Source organism: Clostridium sp. TJA032 (genome assembly GCF_058310275.1).
Map to the genome: position 1 here is coordinate 947,564 of NZ_JBZEFB010000001.1, position 21,630 is coordinate 969,193.

At 27.0% G+C, this 21,630-nt stretch carries 22 protein-coding genes and 1 other annotated feature (1 of these 23 running past the window's edge); of the genes, 8 read left to right on the forward strand and 14 right to left on the reverse strand.

What is annotated here, in order from left to right; genetic code table 11:
• Window positions 1–11: 11 nt before the first annotated feature.
• The 7 genes from AC4FRL_RS04315 to AC4FRL_RS04345 all read right to left on the reverse strand — a co-directional run bounded on the left by AC4FRL_RS04315 (window position 12) and on the right by AC4FRL_RS04345 (window position 7,291).
• Entirely contained in the window at window positions 12–608 is a 597-nt protein-coding gene (locus AC4FRL_RS04315) for a V-type ATP synthase subunit E (protein ID WP_491138984.1), read from the reverse strand.
• A gap of 30 nt (window positions 609–638) precedes the next feature.
• Complete coding sequence (locus AC4FRL_RS04320) at window positions 639–1,133, reverse strand: V-type ATP synthase subunit K (protein WP_491138985.1); 495 nt, start codon at window positions 1,131–1,133, stop codon at window positions 639–641.
• Between the two features lie 53 nt (window positions 1,134–1,186).
• The gene (locus AC4FRL_RS04325) at window positions 1,187–3,133 is read right to left on the reverse strand and encodes a V-type ATP synthase subunit I (protein ID WP_491138986.1); all 1,947 of its coding nucleotides are present in this window, start codon (window positions 3,131–3,133) and stop codon (window positions 1,187–1,189) included.
• Window positions 3,120–3,446 carry an ATP synthase archaeal subunit H gene (gene ahaH, locus AC4FRL_RS04330; protein ID WP_491138987.1) on the reverse strand — a complete coding sequence of 109 codons (327 nt, stop codon included), beginning with the start codon at window positions 3,444–3,446 and terminating at the stop codon, window positions 3,120–3,122. The genes AC4FRL_RS04325 and ahaH overlap by 14 nt, the downstream gene beginning before the upstream one ends.
• 287 nt (window positions 3,447–3,733) lie before the next feature.
• Window positions 3,734–5,404 carry a B12-binding domain-containing radical SAM protein gene (locus AC4FRL_RS04335; RefSeq protein ID WP_491138988.1) on the reverse strand — a complete coding sequence of 557 codons (1,671 nt, stop codon included), beginning with the start codon at window positions 5,402–5,404 and terminating at the stop codon, window positions 3,734–3,736.
• Window positions 5,304–5,906, reverse strand: coding sequence for a hypothetical protein (locus AC4FRL_RS04340; RefSeq protein WP_491138989.1), 603 nt, complete (start codon window positions 5,904–5,906; stop codon window positions 5,304–5,306). The genes AC4FRL_RS04335 and AC4FRL_RS04340 overlap by 101 nt, the downstream gene beginning before the upstream one ends.
• Window positions 5,907–5,998: 92 nt before the next feature.
• Complete coding sequence (locus AC4FRL_RS04345; protein WP_491138990.1) at window positions 5,999–7,291, reverse strand: PQQ-dependent sugar dehydrogenase family protein; 1,293 nt, start codon at window positions 7,289–7,291, stop codon at window positions 5,999–6,001.
• Window positions 7,292–7,418: 127 nt separating this feature from the next.
• Here AC4FRL_RS04345 and spoVB point away from each other — a divergent pair, with 127 nt between their 5' ends.
• Complete coding sequence (spoVB, locus tag AC4FRL_RS04350) at window positions 7,419–8,936, forward strand: stage V sporulation protein B (RefSeq protein WP_491138991.1); 1,518 nt, start codon at window positions 7,419–7,421, stop codon at window positions 8,934–8,936.
• Between the two features lie 39 nt (window positions 8,937–8,975).
• Here the strand turns inward: spoVB and AC4FRL_RS04355 are convergent, their stop codons facing one another.
• From AC4FRL_RS04355 to AC4FRL_RS04365, 3 genes are all read right to left on the reverse strand, one after another.
• Window positions 8,976–9,740: a hypothetical protein gene (locus tag AC4FRL_RS04355; RefSeq protein WP_491138992.1), complete on the reverse strand. Its 765-nt coding sequence runs from the start codon at window positions 9,738–9,740 to the stop codon at window positions 8,976–8,978.
• 88 nt (window positions 9,741–9,828) lie between these two features.
• Window positions 9,829–10,671 carry a CvfB family protein gene (locus AC4FRL_RS04360; RefSeq protein ID WP_491138993.1) on the reverse strand — a complete coding sequence of 281 codons (843 nt, stop codon included), beginning with the start codon at window positions 10,669–10,671 and terminating at the stop codon, window positions 9,829–9,831.
• A gap of 11 nt (window positions 10,672–10,682) precedes the next feature.
• Complete coding sequence (locus AC4FRL_RS04365; RefSeq protein WP_491138994.1) at window positions 10,683–11,186, reverse strand: gamma carbonic anhydrase family protein; 504 nt, start codon at window positions 11,184–11,186, stop codon at window positions 10,683–10,685.
• A 199-nt stretch (window positions 11,187–11,385) separates the two neighbouring features.
• Between AC4FRL_RS04365 and AC4FRL_RS04370 the strand changes: the two genes are divergently transcribed.
• A complete protein-coding gene (locus AC4FRL_RS04370; protein ID WP_491138995.1) occupies window positions 11,386–12,387 on the forward strand; it encodes a CehA/McbA family metallohydrolase in 1,002 nt (333 codons plus the stop codon).
• A gap of 23 nt (window positions 12,388–12,410) precedes the next feature.
• On the opposite strand, the gene AC4FRL_RS04375 is transcribed toward AC4FRL_RS04370, so the two are convergent.
• Window positions 12,411–12,743 (reverse strand): hypothetical protein, encoded by a 333-nt coding sequence (locus AC4FRL_RS04375; RefSeq protein ID WP_491138996.1) that lies wholly within the window; start codon window positions 12,741–12,743, stop codon window positions 12,411–12,413.
• A 246-nt stretch (window positions 12,744–12,989) separates the two neighbouring features.
• On the opposite strand from AC4FRL_RS04375, the gene AC4FRL_RS04380 reads away from it, so the two are divergent.
• Both AC4FRL_RS04380 and AC4FRL_RS04385 read left to right on the forward strand, forming a co-directional pair.
• Entirely contained in the window at window positions 12,990–13,460 is a 471-nt protein-coding gene (locus tag AC4FRL_RS04380; protein ID WP_491138997.1) for an Lrp/AsnC ligand binding domain-containing protein, read from the forward strand.
• Between the two features lie 107 nt (window positions 13,461–13,567).
• Complete coding sequence (locus tag AC4FRL_RS04385) at window positions 13,568–13,771, forward strand: DUF378 domain-containing protein (protein ID WP_491138998.1); 204 nt, start codon at window positions 13,568–13,570, stop codon at window positions 13,769–13,771.
• Window positions 13,772–13,865: 94 nt separating this feature from the next.
• Here the strand turns inward: AC4FRL_RS04385 and AC4FRL_RS04390 are convergent, their stop codons facing one another.
• A complete protein-coding gene (locus AC4FRL_RS04390) occupies window positions 13,866–15,611 on the reverse strand; it encodes a phosphoenolpyruvate carboxykinase (protein ID WP_491138999.1) in 1,746 nt (581 codons plus the stop codon).
• A 192-nt stretch (window positions 15,612–15,803) separates the two neighbouring features.
• Between AC4FRL_RS04390 and AC4FRL_RS04395 the strand changes: the two genes are divergently transcribed.
• Window positions 15,804–16,649: a ComEC/Rec2 family competence protein gene (locus tag AC4FRL_RS04395; protein WP_491139000.1), complete on the forward strand. Its 846-nt coding sequence runs from the start codon at window positions 15,804–15,806 to the stop codon at window positions 16,647–16,649.
• A 53-nt stretch (window positions 16,650–16,702) separates the two neighbouring features.
• Here AC4FRL_RS04395 and AC4FRL_RS04400 read toward each other — a convergent pair whose 3' ends face one another.
• Window positions 16,703–17,395, reverse strand: a complete 693-nt coding sequence (locus AC4FRL_RS04400) for a ribonuclease H-like domain-containing protein (protein WP_491139001.1) — start codon at window positions 17,393–17,395, stop codon at window positions 16,703–16,705.
• A 184-nt stretch (window positions 17,396–17,579) separates the two neighbouring features.
• On the opposite strand from AC4FRL_RS04400, the gene AC4FRL_RS04405 reads away from it, so the two are divergent.
• From AC4FRL_RS04405 to AC4FRL_RS04415, 3 genes are read left to right on the forward strand one after another with little or no spacing between them, the layout of a single operon-like run.
• Window positions 17,580–17,798, forward strand: coding sequence for a FeoA family protein (locus tag AC4FRL_RS04405; protein WP_491139002.1), 219 nt, complete (start codon window positions 17,580–17,582; stop codon window positions 17,796–17,798).
• Window positions 17,799–17,824: 26 nt separating this feature from the next.
• The gene (gene feoB, locus AC4FRL_RS04410) at window positions 17,825–19,588 is read left to right on the forward strand and encodes a ferrous iron transport protein B (RefSeq protein ID WP_491139003.1); all 1,764 of its coding nucleotides are present in this window, start codon (window positions 17,825–17,827) and stop codon (window positions 19,586–19,588) included.
• Window positions 19,589–19,601: 13 nt separating this feature from the next.
• Entirely contained in the window at window positions 19,602–19,751 is a 150-nt protein-coding gene (locus tag AC4FRL_RS04415; RefSeq protein ID WP_491139004.1) for a FeoB-associated Cys-rich membrane protein, read from the forward strand.
• A 47-nt stretch (window positions 19,752–19,798) separates the two neighbouring features.
• On the opposite strand, the gene argS is transcribed toward AC4FRL_RS04415, so the two are convergent.
• Window positions 19,799–21,496: an arginine--tRNA ligase gene (argS, locus tag AC4FRL_RS04420; protein WP_491139005.1), complete on the reverse strand. Its 1,698-nt coding sequence runs from the start codon at window positions 21,494–21,496 to the stop codon at window positions 19,799–19,801.
• A 103-nt stretch (window positions 21,497–21,599) separates the two neighbouring features.
• Window positions 21,600–21,630 (reverse strand) — a binding site (T-box leader) (it continues 175 nt past the right edge of the window).

The following is a 21,630-nucleotide window of genomic DNA, read 5'->3' on the forward strand; positions in this document are numbered from 1 at the left end:
CTATATCCTCCTTAATCAAATAATACTTTATTTACATCAAACTCTAACTCTCCTCTTAAAGAGTTAATTAAAGCTTCAAAGGTATTATTTATTTGTATTCCATTTCTATCTAATATGAAGCCACCATTAAATTTGCCTTCCATATTTAATGTAATACTTCCTTTTTTTCCTTTTGATTCAAGTTCTTTATTTAATGCTTCCAAGAACTCATCGCTAAATATATCTTTATCTTTTTCGTTGATTATAATTACTTCTGTTCCTTCTAGATTTAAAGAATCTAAAGTTGATATAACATAGTACTTATAATCTCCCTTAGAAAGCTTTTGTAATTTTTTTATAGCTTCCTCAAATACTTCTGATATAACAGCTTGTTTAGCTCTTAACATATCATTTCTTACTGATAATTTAGCATTTGAAATTATTCTTGCTTTTTTAACTTCTGCTTCTATATTAGCCTTAGTTATTATTTCTTCTTTATCTGCCTCTGCTCTATTAGTTTTTTTAGATATTATTTTATCTTTTTTTGCTTCAGCTTCAGCTAATATATAATTTTTCTTTTCTTCAGCATCATTTAGAATCTTGGAAGTTAAATTATTTAAATTTGACATTCCCTTCACTTCTCCAATCTTTGCTTACTATTATTGTATTACGCTTGCACCATTTACTAATAAGAATGATATAACGAATCCTAATAATGCATATGTTTCAACCATTGCTGCGAATATAATACCTTTTGTATTATGTTCTGGTCTCTTAGCTAAGATTTGGATACCAGCAGCAGCTGCTTTACCTTGAGATATACCTGACCATAAACCTGTTATAGCTATTGGTAAACATGCAAATAATAAGTATAATCCTTTAGCTAATGAAGCTTCACCATTACTAATTTGGTTAAATACTAAGAAACCTATAACGAAACCATAAAGACCTTGTGTACCTGGTAATAATTCAAGAACTAACGCTTTACCAAACTTTTCTGGTTCTTCAGTAACTAATCCAGCTGCTGCTTCCCCAACTATACCAACACCTTTAGCTGATCCTATACCTGACATACCTACAGCTAAAGCAATACCTAAAGCTCCAAATATTAATCCTCCGTAATTTGCCATAAAATATGAAATCCAGTTTTCCATAATTTAATTCCTCCTGAAAATATAATGTTATTTTAATTTAATTTTAACTATAATTATTTAATTTTTTTAATTGTTATAAATTTATTTATTGTTTTAAATGGTGTGAATGCTCTTCCGCCACCTTCATAGAATTTTGAGAAGTACTCAACATATTGTAATCTTGCTGTATGAACATATGCTCCAAGTAATGATAAAAGCATGTTAAATGTATGAGCTGCTATAAAGAATAATGGCCCTACAATTATAATTGCTATTCCTGGGAACATACCAATTATTAAGTTAAGTGCAGCTGCAATTGATCCACCTGCAATACCTAAAGCCATAAGTCTTGTATATGATACTAAGTCTCCTACATATCCTGTTATACCATATAAAGCATATAAACCTTGACCTAATTTAGCACCCTTAGTTTTTTCATCTCTACCTTGAGTAAATACTATTAATAGAGAACCTACTATAGCTAATATTTTACCAACTAAGCTTATAGTTCCACCAAAGAATATCATTGGAAGACCTACTAAAAGCATAATCCATGAACCTACATCAAATAAAGCATATAAGTATTGTTTATTTCTAATTAACATGTAACCTTTAATGAATAATCCAAAGAATATTTGAATTACACCAAAGCCAACTGATAGAATAAGCAATAGATTCGTATCTTTACTTGGATTTATAAGTCCAAATGGTAATTCAAATCCAAATGCAGTACCAAATATTAATCCTGCAATTGCTGTAGCTATACTTAAATACATGAAGAACTTAACAAACTTTTCTTGAGTTTCATCTAAGTTAAATAACTTCATAGCTAATAGTGATCCAATAAATAATACTATTCCGTATCCTAGGTCTGCAACCATCATTCCAAAGAATACTAAGTAGAAAGGTGTTAAAAGTGGTGTTGGGTCTATTTCGTCATACCTTGGTAAACTGTACATCTCTGTTATTGAATCAAAAGCTGCTGCTGGTCCTTTATTATGTAATTTAACAGGAACTTCATCAACTTCATCCTCTTTAACTTCTTCAAATTCAAGATAGTACATATCTCCTACAGAGGATTTTATAATTCCTTCTAAAGAAGCATCATCTTCCTTAGGAATCCATCCTTGAATTACAACAACTCTATCTGTTTTTAAGAAGTTTTCACTTGCTTCTTTTCTAAGAAGTATGTTGCTAAAGTATTCATAGGCTAATTCTAAAGTTCTCTTTTCTTCTCTGTAATTTGAAAGACTTTCTCTTACCTCTGCCTTTTTAGCTTCTATTTCTTTTATTTTAAGTTTAAATTCTTCTACAAGAACAGAAGCCTTCTCTTTATATTTACTTTGAAATGCTGAAAAACCAAAGTTTTTTAATACTTCGTCCATTTCTTCAGCTTTGTCTTTCATAGCAACTACAAAGACATAAGAATCTTGGTCAGTATTAGAAATAACTTCTAAATAACTTTCCTTGAATTCGCTTTCAATTTCGTTCTTCATCTTCTCAAGATTTTGTCTTGAAAGAACACCTAAGAACGCAACTACTTTTTCAAAATTATTTAATTCACCTAGTGGAGCATCGAAACTTTGCCATGGCTCTAAGATTTCTATTTCACCTAAAAACTTTGTCTTCTCATTCTCTAGAGTAGCAAGCTCTCTCTCCATCTTCTTAACCTCTGAATAAACGACTTCCCAGTTGCTATTTTCAACCTTTACTTCTAGCTCATCCAAAGTTAAGCTTTCTTTACCAGCTCTTAAAGCTTTAAGTCCTCCAACGTCACTAACAAATGGGCTTAAGAAGTCTAAAGCTGATCTTGTCTTTGAAACATTATCTTCTACAGAAATTGTTTCATCATCTAAGTCATCTTTCTTAAGAGATTCAAAAACTTCATTACCTTCAAGCTTTTCTTCATCTTGTAGGTTTATAAACTCAACTTCTGAAGAACTTTGAATTTTTTTAAGAAGTTTTTCTTTCTCAGATTCAAAGGCAAGTAAGGTGAATTTATTCATCTTAACTATTGCCATTAGTTTTCACAATCCTCTCAATAACTAAATTTACTGCAGAATCAATCTTAGCACCTTTAAGACTTGATACCTCAGCACATTGTCTTTCGCCTTCTGAAAGTATGACACTTGCCTCTTTTCGTCCAGCTTCCTCTGCATTGCTAATAATTCCTCTTGCAACATTTTTAGCATCTTCTATTATTGAATTGTATTTTTCATCTGCTTCTACTGTTGCATCAGAAATTATTTTTTTGCTTTGCTCATGAGCGTTTTTAATCATTTCATCAGCTTGCAATTCAACTTTTTTAATTTCTTTTATTGCTTCTATTGCCAAAGTTTCACCACCTTTATATAAGGAATTTTTTATAAAATATATATTAATACTTTATATAGTATTAATTAACCCTTATTACTAATTATACATGAAAATCAACTTAATTCAACATAATTTTGCTAATGTATACAATTTCAGAAGTTTTTTTTGCAAAAATCTGCATTGCCTTTATTTAAATAAAAGATTAAAATTATTAACATTTAGAAAAAGTCGCATTAATATATTTGCATATTGTATATTAATACGACTAATATACTAACAATTTTTTAATTTTCCATTTATTTCATTTACAATTCTGTATAAGAATTATAATCAAAATTCATCTCATCAAATATAAGATATTTTTCTTCAAAATTAATCTTCCCATTTTTAATATAATTAATTATATCTACCTCAAATTTTTCTATGTGAGACTTTTTATAAGGCATTTGTCTATTAAAACTGTCTTTTATGTTTTGTTCTTCTTCTTTTGTTATAGTTCTTACTAAAAATTCTGGAAGCCATCTCTTTTTATTAAAGCATAAATAATCAAATTTTAAAACTTCTTTAAAAAGACCTTCATCCTCTCCTCCTATCTTTTCAAGATAAAAATCTAATAATATCTTATAATATTCAACATTTCCTATACTTCTCTTAAAATTTCCCTTTTCTTCAAAAAACATTGCTAAGTCATAATAAAAATCAAAGGGCTTTTCATATATGTCTAGGAAAAATTTAATCACATTATTAAATTTACAAGAATTATAGTATTTATCAACTACAGCTTCTACCTTTTTTAATAATAAAAGTTCTTCATAACTTATATCCTTACTTCTTATTATTTCATAAGGCGCATAAGGAGAATAAACTATTCCCCACTTTTTAGCTTCTTCTCTCATTGAAGAACCTTTTAATAATTTTAAAAATCCTAATTGAATTTCATCTGGTCTTATAGCATGAACATCATTAAAAGATTTTTTAAAGGATTCTAAATCTTCTCCTGGTAGTCCTGCAATTAAATCTAAATGTTGCATTACATTTTTTCCTGCTGCAACTTTTAACACCTTATCTTTTATATTTTCATATGTAATATATCTATTTATATTATGTAAAACCTCATTGTTAGTTGTTTGAACACCAACTTCTAATTGAAATCTTCCTTTTGGAGCATTATTTAAAATCTCTATTTGCTCTTTTGTTAAAAGGTCTGCTGCAATTTCAAAGTGAAATCTTGTATTAGTATCTTGCTCACTTAAATACCTAAGAAGTTCTGCTGTGTACTCTCTATTACAGTTAAATGTTCTATCTACAAACTTAACTAATTTTAGTCCTCTCTCCATAAAATATTTCAATTCTTTTTTTACTCTTTCAATATCTAAAAATCTAACACCATGCATTACAGACGAAAGACAATACTTACATTTAAAAGGACATCCTCTTGAAGCTTCATAATAAACAATTTTATTATTTATATCTTCCTCATAAGTATATGGGAAAACTAACTCATTCATATCCATTTCTGGTCTTTTAGGATTTTCAAAAACTTTTCCATCTATTTTATAATTTAATCCCTTTATATCCTCTATTTTTCCATGACCAAGCTTGTAAAGAACAAACTCTCTAAAAGTTTTTTCTCCTTCACCTACTATTACATACTCTCCCTCATGACTTTCTAAAAACTCTTTTCCTTCATAGGAAACCTCAGGTCCCCCGTAAAGTATTTCTATATTAGGGTTTACAAGTTTTATAAGTTCAGATAATCTGTTTACAAACTCCATGTTCCATATGTAGCAGGAGAAAGCCACTATATCTGGTTTCTCCTCAATTATGCCTTCTAAAATATTTTCAATTCTATCATTTATTGAAAACTCTTTTATTTCACCTTGGAAATCTAAATCCTTTGTAAAGGCCTTTAGATATCTCACCGCTAGATTGCTGTGAATGTATTTTGAGTTTATCGCTGTTAGCAGTATTTTCATAATTTATACTTCCTCTCTTTATTCCTTTGATAAATATTATTTTATCACAAACTTTAGTTTCCTCTATTTCGAAATATTTTTCAAGTACTTTTTTAGAAGTGTCTATTGTAAATTCTTTTGAAATGCTATTATCAATAAATTCAAATTCCTTCTCCTTATTTCCTGCCATTAAAACTTTAACTTTATCTTTAACTGTCTCTTTTTTTTGTTTTTCTCTATCCCAAATATATAGTTTTCCTCCAAACCTAACACTTGTCCATATTTTCTTTAAAACTTCCTCAGCTTCATTTTTACTTAATTTACTTAAAGAAAAAAACAATACCCCATTATCATACTGATTTCTATATTCCTCTTCTAAATTTTCAATATAATAATCAACACTTATTTCATCCTCTGTTTGTTTTAAAATATTATAAATAATTCCATAGTTATCTATACCCACATCTAAAGTATTACCTTTAAAACTTATGTTTCTCATATCAAGATTAACTTCTCTTATCATAAAACCCACTCCCATTTTATTCCATATTATCTTCTATTATACATATAAAGAGTAATTCTTTCTATTGTTATTAGAAAAAATTACTCTTAAATTTATTTTTTAGCTTTATTTTTATCCTTTATTAGTTTTGAAAATAAAATTAAAATAAATAAAAGATTTATAAATATAATTACATAATAGTTATAAATTTTAATCTTATCTTTGTTACTATCTAATTCTAAATTAAAAATTCTTCCCCTTTCTCCATCTAAGATATAAAGCTTTTTATTTATTATTTTCATATCCTTTATTTTTATATCTTTATTTAAGGATATAAACTCTTTAACTTCTCCACTTCTAAGAATTATATATATATTTTTTTTATCTTCATTAAAAAATAAAATAGCATCTTTACTTTTTGAAAAAAATCCCTCTTTATCTATAACTAAGGAATTAATCTCCTTAACCTTATTACTAATGTATATAGGCTTTGGCATCACATAACTTTTATGTTCTTCCGTTATAAAGTTTATTATAGGTTTTCCCTCCTTTATAAACCTTTGAGAATTTAAAGCATCTCCTCCACTATATTCAGGCCATCCATACCAAGTACCTTCTCCTTGCATTTTATAAATATAATCTGAATCACCACTTAAGGGCCTATATCCCTCTTCCTCAATTCCTCCAACTATAGCAAAAATCTCTCCTAAACTATTAAAGTCAATTCCTTTAATATTTCTAATACCATAAGAATAAAGCGTAGCTTTTTCACTTTCTATAGAATATTCAATTAAAGCTCCATTCCCTAAAAGTTTTCCTTTTATCTCTTCTCCTTTTTTAGTTTTAGTATTATAAGGTACAAAAGCACCTTTTTTATTTTCATCATAATTCCTTCCACTTAGTATTATATCTACAGGAGGTACATCTTCCTTTTCTCCTTCTTTATCAACAATTCCCGAATTAGTCTTTGTACCTATACTTAAATATATTTTATTATCTTTTATAAGTATCCTACTGTCTTCTTTATTTAATCCTTCATTTTCAATTTCATTAAGCAAAACCTTTCTTTTAGAATTTTCTATATCATAATAAACTAGTTTTTCCTGTATTGTATAATATAAACTTTTATCCTTATATTCTATATCATATATATCACTTTCTTCCTCATGTTCTAAGGAAAGCTTATTGTTTTTATCTAACTTTAAAATTTTATTTTGTGCTGCTATAAAAATATCTTCCCCATTACTACAAAATCCTCTAGCCTCCTTTAACCCCTTTACTATTAATTCCTCACTAAAACCCTCATCTAATAAATACTTTTCATCTTTTTCATAAAAAAAGCATACTATTGTACTTAAAATTATACTCATTAAAACAAAAATTCCACCCTTTAATAACCCCTTCATCTCTCCTCCTTTTAACCTAAAGCTTTTTAAAATCTAGGTTAATTTATAACAACCTTCTATATAATGAATATTTAACATAAGTTGTGAATATTCATTATTATTGAACTTTTAATATGGTGGTGATTCATTGAGTAAAAATGATTTTTATAAAAATTCCTTTATGTTAACAGCTTCAAACTTAACTACTGGATTATTAGGTTTTATATTCTCTATGTATTTATCAAAAGTATTAGGCCCTGAGGGTATGGGGCTTTATGGAATTATAATGCCTATATATAATTTATTTATATCAATTATGACAGCTGGTATAATAGCCTCTATATCAAAAATAACAGCAGTTTACTCTGCTAAGGATGACTATAAAAACATAATACGCACAATGAAAGTTGTAGCTTTATTTAATTTTGTTTGGTGCCTTATTATAGGAATTTTTGTATTTTTCTTATCTCCTTTAATAGGACATTTTTGGGCTAAGGACCCTAGAATTATAAAAGCTATAATGGTAACTTGTCCTGCAATGATTTTTATTGCTCTTTCAAATATTTTAAAAGGATTTTTCTATGGAACATCAAAAATAACTGTTCCTTCTTTTATAGATATTTTAGAAAAATCTCTTAGAATCTTTGTTTTAGCCATATTAATATTTATATTTAAAGCTGAAACCCTAGAGTCCTTAGTTACCTTAGCTTATTTAGCCCTTTGCCTTGGAGAGTTACAAAGCTTAATACTTTTATTTGGATATTTTAAATATTCAATAAATAAAATTCCTAGAATAAAAGGAAAAAGTGAAAGCTTACCTCAATTATTATTTGATGTTTTAGTAACTTCTGTTCCTTTATGCTTAAATGGATTTTTAATGAGCATTTTTAGTGTAATCTCAACTCTCTTAGTCCCAAAAAGGCTTATAGTTGCAGGATTTACCTATTCTCAAGCACTTTCTCTTATAGGAAAGTATTCAGCTATGGCAATGTCTATAGTAACTTTTCCTATAATAATAGTTTCTTCAATAAATACATTACTAATTCCAGATTTATCTCAAACTTTAAGTCGTGGAAATTATATATCAGCAGCTAAAAGAATTAGAGATGTTATTAAAATAGCCTTTTTAATAGGTGTATGCACAACAATAATTGGTCTTTCAGTTCCAGATTCTTTAGGAAAGTTCTTTTTTGGAAGAGATGATTTAGGAAATTATATAAGGATAACTTCTTTAATAATGCCTATTGTTTTTACTTCTAATACAATGTATGGAATTTTAAATGGTTTAGGAAGACAAAATATAATTTTAAGAAACACCATAATAACAGAAATTTTAGAAGTTACACTATTATTCTTTTTAACTTCAATTCCTTCTATAAATATTTATGGTTATGCAATTACTATGCTTATAATTTCCTCATTATCTCTTTGTTTAAATCTTTATGAAATTTATAAACATATAAATTTAGGTATGTCCTTAGGAGATTTCTTAATATATATTTTAATAGGAGTTTTAACCTATACTATTTTAAGTCCATTATCCTTAAAGCTTTCTCTTATAGACTTTAGGCTACAGGTTCTAACAATTACAACTATAGCTTCTTTAATTTTTATAGGATTAATAGCAAAGGATAAATTTAAAAAGAAATTAAAAAGAGCTATTTAATTAATAAAAATAAGGAGTTTTAAAAACTCCTTATTTTTATTAATTACTTAAATATATTTGAAATTCTTTACTCTTGCCTAAAATTCTTTTTATTTTAACCTTGTTTTTCTTTAAATCATAGAAAGAAATCTTTTTATTTACTAATTGACTTTCTAAATCTCCAACTATAACTATAGGTCTTAATCTATAAATCAAAGAATTTAAATACTTATTATCTTTATTTATAGAATTTATATTTAAAATATCCATTCTTAAATCTTCAATTTTGCTTAAATTAAGAAATTCCTTAATTGAATTGTTTGATAAAACAGCTACCTTTATATTATCTAAGGTAAAAAAAAGCATAATTTCTTTCTTATTTAAACTTTTAGCCCATAATTTAAGCTTTCCTCTATTATAATTAATTCCCTCTTCTCCTTTTAGTATATCTATATTTTTTTCTTTTAAAGTAGAAATTAAACTTTTATCGATTCCTTCTAAAGAAGGGAGAACTATCTTTTTTACTTTTAAATTATCTAAAACTTTCCCTAAAAATTTATTTGTATTATTATTTATATTTTTTAAAAGAAATAAATCTATATTTTCTACCTTAAGTTTATTTATTCCTTTTAAAAATTCATCTTCCTTTTCTCCTTCACTTATAAGAATAGATTCTTCATTATTTTTTATAAAAATTAAATTCTCCTCATATAAAAATTCCATATAACTTAAATTCTCCTTAGCTAAAGCAGTTTTTCCTCCAAGATTTATAAAAAACATTAAGCTTAAAAAAGATATAATTGCTATATTTCTTGACCTTTTCATAAAATTCACCACCTATAAGATAAAATTCCCTAAAGATGATTTTTTATGCAAATAAAAAGCTTAGAGTTTAAACTCTAAGCTTTTAAAATTATTTTAATCTAGTTCCAAATTCATCCTGTTCTATTAAACCTTTTTTCATTAAACCACCTAAGGCCATTTTGAAATAATTTTTAGATGTTTTAAAAGTATTTCTTATTTCATCAGGAGTACTTTTATCATTTAATCTCATAACTCCTCCATTTTCCTTTAGATAGTTTAATATAGTATCTCCAAGTTCGTTTCTTTCTTTAAGTTTATGATTTCTTAAAGATAATCCAACTATTCCATCTTCATAAATCTTTATTATTTTACCCTTTAAACTATCTCCTGGTTTGATATTTGTAAAATATTCATTTTTAAGAACTACAGCTCTATATTTACAATCTATTGCAACTCTTAAAGAACCATTTGTTTGATATCCATAAACAACACCAAAAACTTCTGATCCAAGTTTAGGTTCTTCTAGTTCCTCTAAATATTTATCCACCTCTGTTGTTGCTGCTAATCTTCCTGTCTTATCAACATAAATATAAACTAAATATTTTTTACCTTCCTCCATTTTATACTTTTGCTCCTTTAAAGGAACAAATATATCTCTTTCTAATCCAAAATCTACAAAGGCTCCAATTTTAGTAACAGACTTAACTTCTAATAAAGCAACATCACCAACAACTGCTAAAGGCTTTTTTAATGTTGCTATAAGTCTATCTCTAGAATCTCTATATATAAATGCCTCTACTTCATCTCCAACCTTTATTTCTTTTCCATCTAAATTTCCATTTGGAATTAATATATCATCTGAAGTATTTTTAGTTCCTCTATCTAAGTAGTATCCAAAATCCGCTTCTCTAACTACTTTCATTTTATTAAATTGACCTATGTTTATAGCCATAAGTTCCTCCTTTATTTAATATAAAGATTTTTCATCCTTACATATTCTTTTCTTGATTTTTTTATTTTTTCTATTTCTTCCTCAGTAAGTTCTCTAACAACTCTACCTGGAACTCCCATAACTAAAACTCCCTCTGGAATTTCCTTATTTTGACTTATTAAAGTTCCAGCAGCAACCATAGTATTTTTGCCTATTTTAGCTCCATTTAATATTATTGCCCCCATGCCTATTAAACATTCATCTTCTATATTACAGCCATGTATTATAGCACCATGACCTATGGTTACCCCATCACCAATACAAACATTATATCCTTTATCAATATGCAAAACTGCATTATCTTGCACATTAGTTTCATTTCCTATTTTTATCAAACTCTCTTCTGCTCTTAAAACAGCCCCAAACCAAATACTACAATCTTTTCCTATAGTAACATTTCCAATAATATCACTACTTTCTGCAATAAAAGTTCCTTCTCCAATTTTAGGCTTATTTCCTTTAACTTCAATTAACATCTAATCACCTCTTAGTCATTCTTGTAATTTTATCATATGAAAGTAGATTGTGTCTACTTATGCTTTTTAGAAGCTATATTTATATGTAACTTAATTAAATGTATTCTTTTATAATTTACTATTTTAAATTTATAAAGAATACATTTAATTAATACATTATAAATATTATATAATATATTAATCTTTATAAAGAGGTCTTATGGATAAAAACTTTCTTTTTTATGATAATTTAAAATTCTTTTATGGAATACCTCATAGCCATACCTCCTTATCTAACGGAGAAGGAAGTCCCTATGAAGTTTTAGAAAAGGCAAGATGTAACGGACTTGATTTTTTAATAATAACAGACCATAATAAATATTTAAATGAATTAATGATAGATAAAAATAAAGAAATTTCAAGATGGGAGTATTTAAATAAATGTATAAATAGATATAACAAAAAACATTCAAATTTTCTAGCACTTCCTGGCTTTGAAGCAAAATCAACAACTTTAGGACACTTAAACATAATTTGTCCTAATAGATTTTTTACTGGAATTATTTCTGATATTAATTTTTTTCTTCTTTGGCTAATTAATGACCATACAGCTATTTTTTCCATAAACCATCCTAAAAAAACTTTAGAAAAAAATATTAAATTTAATCCTCTTTTTGATAAACTTTTATCTTCTATAGAAGTTTATAGTGGGAATCCTTTAGAAAATTATAAAAATTATGAAAAAGAATTTTTTTCACTTTTAGATAAAGGTTTTAAACTCTCTCCTTTAAACTCTCAAAATAATCATAAGCTAAATCAAGGGGATAGTGAAAATCTAACTTGTGTTATTGCAAATAAGCTAAATAAGAACTCATTTTTAGAATCTTTAAAAAAAAGACACATTTTTTCCACAGAATCTAGGACCTTAAAACTTATATTTTTAGTAAACTCATTCTTTATGGGAGATACAGTATACCTAAGTTCTAGGGAAAAAATTAAATTTTATATACAAGCTAATGACCCCAAAAATAAAATTTCAAAAATTCAAATTTTAAGCAATTTAGGAAAGGTAGTAAAAGAAATTAATAATATAAATTTATATAATGTTAAATATTTTTTCGAAAAGCAATCCAATAATTGTGAAACTTGGTTTATTACTAAAATTTATCTAAATAATGGCAAAGAAGCTTTAAGCTCTCCAATCTTTATAAAATCCAAATAAAAAAACTCCATTTTAAATGGAGTTTACTTTTTTGAATCTTTATTATGTTTAACTCTATTTGGTTTTGCCTTTGGCTTAATAACAATCTTTTTCTCTTTTTTAATTCTTGGATATCCGTTTTTAACAATATCTAAGAACCATAAGAATAGTACAGCTGCTATACTTGAGATTATTAAAACAATCCATTGATTCATAGGTATAAACATAGGTATAACAAAAATTATTATTGCTGCCGCTAAAATTATCCACTTATTTACTCTGACTTTGTTAAATACATATCTACCTAAAACTGTGTATCCACCAAAAATCAATACTCCTAAAAGTACAACCTGTATAACTAATACAAATATACCCATAATTTTGCCTCCTTGCATAATACTCCTTATATAATATATTAGTCTAAAAGAAAAACATTTTCAAGTTTTTACTCTTTACAATTGTTTTCAAAAACTTTATATTTGTAATATCATTTTTATTAATGTGTTAAATTAACAAAAATATATTTGTTATTTTCCAAAGTATAGGTGGTATTTTTGTAAAAACTTTGATAGAATATAATTATCAATTTATTCAAATTATTCAAATTTTAAAGAGGTGATACTATGTCTTTAATGAACACATCAACCCATTTAGATGAATTAGATCTACAAATTTTAGATATCCTAATTAAAGATTGCAGAACTCCTTATTTAGAGATAGCAAGAATATGCCATGTTTCTGGTGGGACAATCCATGTCAGAATGAAAAAGATGGAAGACTTAGGAATTATAAAAGGTACTAGAATACTTTTAAATTTACCTAAATTAGGTTATGACGTTACATGTTTTGTTGGTATTCATGTTAACTCAACAACATCATACACTCATGTTTTTGACGAGCTATCAAAAATTAAAGAAGTAGTTGAAATTCATTTAATAACTGGAGGATATGCTATTTTTGCTAAGGTTATCTGTAAAAGTATAGCAGACCTTCAAGATATTTTAATGAACAAAATCAATCACATTGAAGGAATAAGTGGAACTGATACCTTTATATCTCTATCTCAACCAATAGATAGGAATATAACTCTTTAGGAGAAGAAATAGCTTAAGCTATTTCTTTTTTTGCCCTCTTTTAAATATGAATAAAATTAAAAAATCTACTAATAATATTAACATCTCTAAAAAAGGAGGTGTTAAATTTGAAAACCTTAAACATAATAGCCCTTACTTTAGTAATAATAGGTGCTCTAAATTGGGGATTAATAGGTCTTATGAATTTTAATTTAGTAGACTCAATTTTCGGCATAGCTTCTATTTGGAGCAGAGTAATCTATCTTTTAGTAGGTTTATCTGGACTTTACTGTTTAACCTTCTATGCTTATTTAAACCGTATAAGAGAGTAAAGATTATCTTAAATAGAAATAAAACTTACAAACCTCTTAAAGAAATTATTTTCTTAAATGTTTGTAAGTTTTATAAAAGGATATATTAAAACATCTATATACTTTCAATTATATTAAAAAGTTCTAAAGCTGCCTTTTTTGGCCCTTCTTTTTCATAGCCTTTAAGTGCTAGACAAGTCTTTATTTGTCCTACTTTAACCTTACTCTTAAACATATAATCAAAATATTCATCTATTATTAAATCCATCTCTTTCTGCTTTTGTGTAGGCCCAAAAGGATTAGCAAAATAAGATTTAACCAATCCATTTTCTGTGGTTGTTCCTTTAGCCATTCTACATCCTGCTTTAAAAACTTCCTTAGCCTCCTCTGCACTTTTAAAATACTCAATAGAATTTTCTTTTTCACTTGTTTTATCATAATTATTAGCATAAAGAAAAATATCTACTTTATAACCTTTTATAATATCATCATATTTACAAACTGGAATAAGAAGTCTTGCATTTATTTTATCTGGATTCATAAATATACTTCTGTCAATTTCTTTAAAGGCATAGCCTTGATCTAAATCATCTAACCTAACAAAGGCTCCAATTTCAGTTCCATATCCTTTAATTTTATCTTCTTCCTTTTTAAACACTCCCATATCATCAAAGATTATAGTCATATCACTTATATACTCTTCACTTAAATTCCTAAAAGCCTCTAAACTTTCAGACTTTCCAGCTCCACTATCTCCCATTATTACTATATTAGCCTCTTTTCCATTTTTAAGAACTACATTTACCATAGCACCATGTATTGGCATATATCCTCTTTTTATCATAACAATATTGTGAAGAGTTAATATCATTTTTTTCATGTATCCAAAATAATCTATTTCTTCACTATAATTTGCATATCCTAACATTATATTGTTTTTTTCATCATCATAAAAACAGGTTTTTACCTCCTCTTCTTCATCTTTAGCACCAAAAATATATATAAGCTCTGGCTTTACCCCTCTGCATTCTTCAACTTTAGCTAATTCAAATAAATTACATAAACTTATTCCATGTGACATAAAGTCTCTATGAAAATATACATAAGCTAGAAGTTCCCCAACTTTAGCAGGATAACAAAACCATTCTTCACTATTAATACTTGCATTATTTAAAGGATTTTCTTTAACCTCTAAGAAAATCCCATCTCTTGTATTTTTTGCAGGATAAGTTATAAATGGAGCTTCTAAAGAAATAGCATCTATAAAAGGAATATGCTCTAATATTGAATACTCTCTAGAATTTGGCCAAATTAAATCACTTACCATAATACTAGCATTTCCACCTGCTGAAACTTGTCTTAAAACACTTGGCATATTTCCTAAAAGATTTTTTTGAAGTCTTCTGTAAAATCTAAGTACTAAATCATTAAAATTTTTATTAGCATCTACAAAACCTACTGCTGATATTCCATCCTTTAGCTTATTATTTTGAATAACTGTGTATCTCTCTAAATTTCTCCAAAAAGAATAAAAATCATCTATAAGATTTATAAAAGCTTTCTTATTACAAAGTATATCCTCAAAAGCTTCATTAATAACTAATATCTCATCTACCCCAATCATAGATAAAAGTTTTAATGTGCTTATTAAATATCTAGATAAAACTTTTATATCTTCTGTTCCTATAGCCTCACTTAAAAATCTAAAATTATGGCTTTTTTTGTTTTTAGTCTTTTTTAAGTATGCCTCTAATACTCTTTTAAATCCTTCGCTATTTAATATAGCTTCAAAACTATCACAATATTTTTCTGTAAAGTTTATAGTTGCTTTACCATGTTTTAAGCAAAACTCTTTTTTCATTATTATTCCCCCTTTTTATTTTAAAAGCTATAAAAAAATAAATATTTCCAATTTAATTATAACATTAAAGTTGTATCTTTCCATAATTTTTCATTATTTATTTTTTTTGTAATATATTCTTTTATATATTTGTCTATATTTTTTTATACTTGTCAATAATTTTTATACTAAATATTCTATAAAGGAGCTTTTATGAAAATAACCACTAAAAAACTAAGCTTATTTTTAATATTTATACTTTTAATTAAAATCTTTTCTTATTTACCCTCTAATAAATTTTTAAAAGAAGATTTTTTAGTACATTTTATAGATGTTAATCAAGGAGATTCAACTTTAATACAAAGTAATAATAAAAATTTACTTATAGATACTGGTTCCTTAGAATACTCTAAGAATTTAATTAACTATTTAAAAAAAATCAATGTAAAAAAATTAGATTATATAATAGCTACACACCCCCATGAAGATCATATAGGTTCTATGAAAGCTTTATTAAATGAATTTTCTATAGATTATTTTTTTACTCCTTTTATAAAAAATAAAAATTCTTCCTATAATAATCTTTTAGATTTAATACATAAAAATAATATTGAAATTAGGTTTTTATCAAATTCTGGTCCTTTGCCTATTGATTTAGGTAAAAACTGTAAGATCATTCTTAAATCCTCTTACAAGGATTATGAAAATATAAATAATTTTTCTCCAATCCTTAAAATATATTATGGTAAAACATCATTTTTGTTTACAGGGGATGCTGAAATAGAAGCTGAAAAGGATGTTCTTTTATCTAAGAAAAATTTAAAATCTAATGTCTTAAAGGTTGGTCATCATGGCAGTAGCACTTCTTCTTCCGAGGAATTTTTAAAAGAAGTATCTCCAAATATATCAGTTATTTCTTCTGGATTAGATAATTCCTATGGACATCCTTCAAAGGAAACTTTAAAAAAATTATCTAAAAGCAAAGTTTTTAGAACAGATGAAGATGGAACAATTGTTTTAAGTTCTGATGGAAATTCCATAATAAAACATAAAAACTAAGGGTACCCTTTTGGTACCCTTAGTTTTTATAGCTTACTTAAATCTATAGAAAACTATTTACTTTCTTCACACTTTACATCTTCATCTAATTCATCTAAATTAACTAATATTTTTTTCCAACTTAACAATATGTAAAATAAATTAACTACATCTTGTTCATTATAAATAAGTATTTTTTCAACTTTTTCCTTTGGCATTCTTTGAAAATATTCCTTATCTTTTAAAACCTTATGGAAGGTTTTAGCTAAGTTTGAACCTGAAAGAACATCTCCCTCTCTTTCAATTCCAAATTTTTTTTCTAAAGCTTTAAGACCTATCCCTTGTTTAAAAGTATGCTCATAAATTTTCTGTATATCAACAGACCTAAAGTAATTGCTAAAATCAAAGTTTATTCCATACTTATCAAACAAATAATTTATAACTGTAAAGTCATTATTTCCAGAAAAAGTTACTATATACTTTTTCTTTTTTTCTGCTGCAACCATTATAAAATATTTTTTTGCTAGGTAAAGAATATCTCTTACTTCTCCCTTATGCTCTATCATGTACTGAGTAGTAATAAATTTTGATTTTTCCTCATCAAAATATCCAGCACCAAAAACTCCTATGCACTTTGGCTTTTTATATACATAGTGTTCTAAATCAAAATATACAGCCTGTTTATATATATCATAATTTTCATTAAAAGATAGGGCATTACTAAGATCTAAATCATTTATATCTATTTCATGCTCTTTTATGATCACTTTATCACTCTTTTCTTATATAAACTTGTAACAAAAATATTATATCATTATATCATTATTTAGTTAAGTATTAATAAATATTAATTAAAATTTTAATTAATAGAATTATTAATTGACAAATTGGAGGTAAATTGATATAATTTAGATGAATTTGATAATGATTTTCATTAGTGAGGTGCTTAAGATGAGTATATATGATTTAAAAGTAGGTCAAGCAGGAGTTGTAGATACAATTCGTGGAAATGACGCTTTAGCTAAAAGACTTCTAGCTTTAGGATGCATAGAAGGAACAGAGGTTACTCTAAAAAGAGTTGCTCCCCTTGGTGATCCTTTAATAGTTAATTTAAGAGGTTTTGATTTAGCAATTAGAAAAAAAGATGCTAAAAATATAATTTTAAAATAAAAATATAATAATTAGGGGGAAAACTAATGACAACAATAGCCTTACTCGGTAATCCCAACGTTGGTAAAACTACGCTTTTTAATGCCTTAACAGGTTCTAACCAACATGTAGGAAACTGGCCAGGTGTTACAGTTGATAAAAAAGAGGGTTTTTTTAACTCTAATAAAATAGTAGATTTACCTGGTATATATGCACTAGATACTTTCTCTAATGAAGAAAAGGTATCTAAAAAGTTCCTAGAAAGCGAAGATGTTGATTTAATCTTAAACATAGTAGATGCTTCTAATTTAGATAGAAATCTCTACTTAACAATGCAACTTAAGGAGTTTAAAAAACCTATAGTATTACTTCTTAATATGCTTGATGTTGCAGAAAAAAAGGGAATAAAAATAGACCCAAAAAAGTTAGAAAAAGCCTTTAATCTTAAAGTAATTCCTATAACAGCTTCTAAAAAAGAAGGTTTAGATACTGTAAAAGAATTTATAGATAAAGGTGATTTTCAAAAATATTTAGACAAAAATACTTACTCATTTAAAGATGAGGCACACACTTATAAATTTATAGAAGATAAATTATCTGACTGCTATAAAAGGTCTAACACCTCTTCAACTAGCTTAACAGATAAATTAGATAAAATATTTCTAAACCCATGGCTTGCATATCCTTTATTTATAGCACTTATGTTTTTCGTATTTCAATTTACTTTTGCCTGGGTTGGACAGCCAATTTCTGATTTTTTAGATAATGTTTTAAACGAAAGCTTTATGCCTTATTTAAGCAACTTATTATCTAATACTGCTCCTTGGTTCCAATCTTTAGTTGTAGATGGAATAGTAGCAGGTGTTGGAGGAATAATAGTATTACTTCCAATAATTTTAGCTTTATTCTTATGTATATCTATTTTAGAAGATAGTGGATATATGGCTAGAGTTGCTTTTTTAATGGATAAATTTATGAGAAAGATAGGACTTTCTGGAAAGGCATTTCTTCCTATGATAACAGGGTTTGGATGTACTGTTCCTGCTATTATGTCTGCTAGAACCTTAGAAAGTGAAAAGGACAGAAAGCTTACTGCTCTTTTAGCTCCTTTTATGTCTTGTAATGCTAGATTGCCTGTATATGTAATTTTCGCTGGATTATTTTTCCCAAATAATGCATCTTTAGTTGTTGCATCCTTATACATATTAGGTATATTAGTAGCTTTTATATTAGGTTTAATATTTAAAAATACTTTATTTAAAAAAGAAGAAGAACCGTTTATAATAGAACTTCCTGAATATAAAATACCAGAGATCCGTTCAGTACTAGCTCAACTTTGGGATAAGTCAAAAAGCTTCCTAAAAAAAGCTGGAACTATAATCTTTGCAATGAGTGTAATCATTTGGTTCCTTCAAAGCTTTAACTTTAACGGAATGGTTGAAGATATAACACATAGTTTCTTATATAATATAGGTTCATTTATAGCTCCAATATTTACTCCATTAGGTTTTGGAGACTGGCAAGCTTCAGTATCACTATTAACTGGTTTAATGGCTAAAGAAACTATAATATCAACTATGGAAGTTATTTATAAGGGTGATTTAGTTCACATGTTACCACAGTTTTTCACAGCAGTTTCTTCTTACTCATTTATGGTTTTTGTATTACTATACACTCCATGTATAAGTGTTGTAGGAGTTATGAAAAAAGAATATGGTGGTAAATTCACAATATTATCAGTAATATTCCAATTTGTAGTAGCTTGGATAACTGCCTTCATAATTTATCGTATAGGATTATTAATATTTTAAAGAAGGTGTTCAAATGGAAATTTTTATTACAGCTCTAATAATATTAGCTGTTATATTTATACTATATAAAAACTTCAAAAAATCTTCTAGTGGGCAATGTAATGGCTGTAGTGGCTGTGCTTCTAAAGGAAATTGCCCTAGTAGAAAAAATAATAAAAAATAAAAAAATAACCAATTCCTCTTATGGAATTGGTTATTTTTATTACTAAATTACATTTTTTCAACTACATCTATTCCAATTAAGAATAAAGCATTTTTTATAACTTGAGCAGTAGCTGCTATAAGTTCAAGTCTTGCAGCCTTTAATCCTTCATCCTCTACATTTAAAACTGTATGATTATTGTAGAATTTATTAAAGGCCTTAGCTACCTCTATAGAATATCTAGTTACAACTGAAGGTTCTAACTTATCTATTCCTAAAAGAACAGCTTTTTGTAAACCATCTAAAGTCTTAGCTAATTCAAACTCTTCCTTTGAAGTTAACTTTGTAAAATCTGGCTCTGCCTTTATGTTTTGCTCTTTAGCTTTTCTTAATATACTTTTAGCTCTTGCATAAGAATATTGAACATATGGACCTGTTTCTCCATCAAAGCTTAGCATTTCTTTCCAATCAAAAACTATATCTCTTTCTCTTGAGTTCTTTAAGTAAGTAAATAATATAGCACCTATACCTATCTTCTTAGCAACTTCCTCTTTATTTTCTAAATTAGGATTCTTCTCTTCTATAGTTTCTCTAGTTTTTTCTATAGCTTCATTTAATAAATCTTCAAGTAAAACTACGTTTCCTTTTCTTGTTGAAAGTTTTTTATCTGCAAATTTAACTAATCCAAATGGAATATGAACACAGTTTTTAGCCCAATCTTTTCCTGCTAATTCTAAAGTTTTAAATACTTGATTAAAGTGTAATATTTGGTCTTTACCAACTACATATATACATTTATCAAAATTATATGTTTTATGTCTGTAACTAGCAGCTGCTAAGTCTCTTGTAGCATATATAGATGCTCCATCTGATTTAACAACTATACAAGGTGGCATATTATAATCATCTAACATAACAACCTTAGCACCATTACTTTCTGTTAGTATTTTAGCTTCTTCTAATTCCTCTACTACAGCATCCATTTTATCATTGTAAAAACTCTCTCCAGCCCAAGAATCAAAATCTACTCCTAACATATCGTATATTTTGTTAAACTCTTTTAAAGATAATTCTTTAAATCTTTCCCATAAAGCTACTGCTTCTTCGTCTCCATCTTCAAGCTTTTTAAAGTACATTCTTCCTTCATCCTCAAGCTCTGGGTGTTTTTCAGCTTCTTCATGGAATTTAACATATATTCTTAAAAGTTCATTTATTGGTGCTTCTTCTAAAGCCTCTTCATTTCCCCATCTTTTATAAGCTGAAATTAACTTACCAAATTGAGTTCCCCAATCTCCTAAGTGATTTATTCTTATAGCATTATATCCTTCAAAAGTTAACATTCTATATAATGAATGTCCTATAGCTGTTGTAAATAAATGCCCTACATGGAATGGCTTAGCTATATTAGGTGATGAATATTCAACAACAACATTCTTTCCTTCTCCTAATTTAGAAGAACCATATTTATCTCCCTCTTCTAAGACTTTATTTATTATATCCTTTGAAAAAGCTACTTTATCTACAAAAAAGTTTAAATAAGGCCCTAAACACTCTACCTTTTCAAAGCCTTCCTTATTTATTTTTTCTGCTAATTCAGAAGCTATCATATTTGGTGCTTTTCTCATAACCTTTGCTAATTGAAAGCAAGGAAAAGCAAAATCACCCATCTCTGGTTTAGGTGGTATTTCTATAAGTTTTTCTATGTTTTCTAAATCTAAATCTACATGTTCTTTAATTCTTTCTGCAACTAACTTTTTGTAATCCATAATTATCCTCCTTATTTTATCTAACTTTAAAATCATATATTATAATGACATTATTGCCAAAATATAAATTTATTTACAATATAAAAAAACCGTCTCTTTATAAAAAAGAGACGGATATATCCGCGGTACCACTC

What these genes read in the sequence shown, in the direction of transcription:
- AC4FRL_RS04355 (WP_491138992.1), bottom strand. Translation starts at nt 9,740, where the DNA reads ATGAAAAGGTCAAGAAATATAGCAATTATATCTTTTTTAAGCTTAATG.
- AC4FRL_RS04375 (WP_491138996.1), bottom strand. Translation starts at nt 12,743, where the DNA reads ATGGGTATATTTGTATTAGTTATACAGGTTGTACTTTTAGGAGTATTG.
- AC4FRL_RS04315 (WP_491138984.1), bottom strand. Translation starts at nt 608, where the DNA reads ATGTCAAATTTAAATAATTTAACTTCCAAGATTCTAAATGATGCTGAA.
- AC4FRL_RS04335 (WP_491138988.1), bottom strand. Translation starts at nt 5,404, where the DNA reads ATGAAAATACTGCTAACAGCGATAAACTCAAAATACATTCACAGCAAT.
- AC4FRL_RS04340 (WP_491138989.1), bottom strand. Translation starts at nt 5,906, where the DNA reads ATGATAAGAGAAGTTAATCTTGATATGAGAAACATAAGTTTTAAAGGT.
- AC4FRL_RS04390 (WP_491138999.1), bottom strand. Translation starts at nt 15,611, where the DNA reads ATGAAAAAAGAGTTTTGCTTAAAACATGGTAAAGCAACTATAAACTTT.
- AC4FRL_RS04415 (WP_491139004.1), top strand. Translation starts at nt 19,602, where the DNA reads ATGGAAATTTTTATTACAGCTCTAATAATATTAGCTGTTATATTTATA.
- AC4FRL_RS04360 (WP_491138993.1), bottom strand. Translation starts at nt 10,671, where the DNA reads ATGGCTATAAACATAGGTCAATTTAATAAAATGAAAGTAGTTAGAGAA.
- feoB (WP_491139003.1), top strand. Translation starts at nt 17,825, where the DNA reads ATGACAACAATAGCCTTACTCGGTAATCCCAACGTTGGTAAAACTACG.
- AC4FRL_RS04365 (WP_491138994.1), bottom strand. Translation starts at nt 11,186, where the DNA reads ATGTTAATTGAAGTTAAAGGAAATAAGCCTAAAATTGGAGAAGGAACT.
- AC4FRL_RS04320 (WP_491138985.1), bottom strand. Translation starts at nt 1,133, where the DNA reads ATGGAAAACTGGATTTCATATTTTATGGCAAATTACGGAGGATTAATA.
- AC4FRL_RS04325 (WP_491138986.1), bottom strand. Translation starts at nt 3,133, where the DNA reads ATGGCAATAGTTAAGATGAATAAATTCACCTTACTTGCCTTTGAATCT.
- argS (WP_491139005.1), bottom strand. Translation starts at nt 21,496, where the DNA reads ATGGATTACAAAAAGTTAGTTGCAGAAAGAATTAAAGAACATGTAGAT.
- AC4FRL_RS04405 (WP_491139002.1), top strand. Translation starts at nt 17,580, where the DNA reads ATGAGTATATATGATTTAAAAGTAGGTCAAGCAGGAGTTGTAGATACA.
- AC4FRL_RS04370 (WP_491138995.1), top strand. Translation starts at nt 11,386, where the DNA reads ATGGATAAAAACTTTCTTTTTTATGATAATTTAAAATTCTTTTATGGA.
- AC4FRL_RS04395 (WP_491139000.1), top strand. Translation starts at nt 15,804, where the DNA reads ATGAAAATAACCACTAAAAAACTAAGCTTATTTTTAATATTTATACTT.
- AC4FRL_RS04380 (WP_491138997.1), top strand. Translation starts at nt 12,990, where the DNA reads ATGTCTTTAATGAACACATCAACCCATTTAGATGAATTAGATCTACAA.
- AC4FRL_RS04345 (WP_491138990.1), bottom strand. Translation starts at nt 7,291, where the DNA reads ATGAAGGGGTTATTAAAGGGTGGAATTTTTGTTTTAATGAGTATAATT.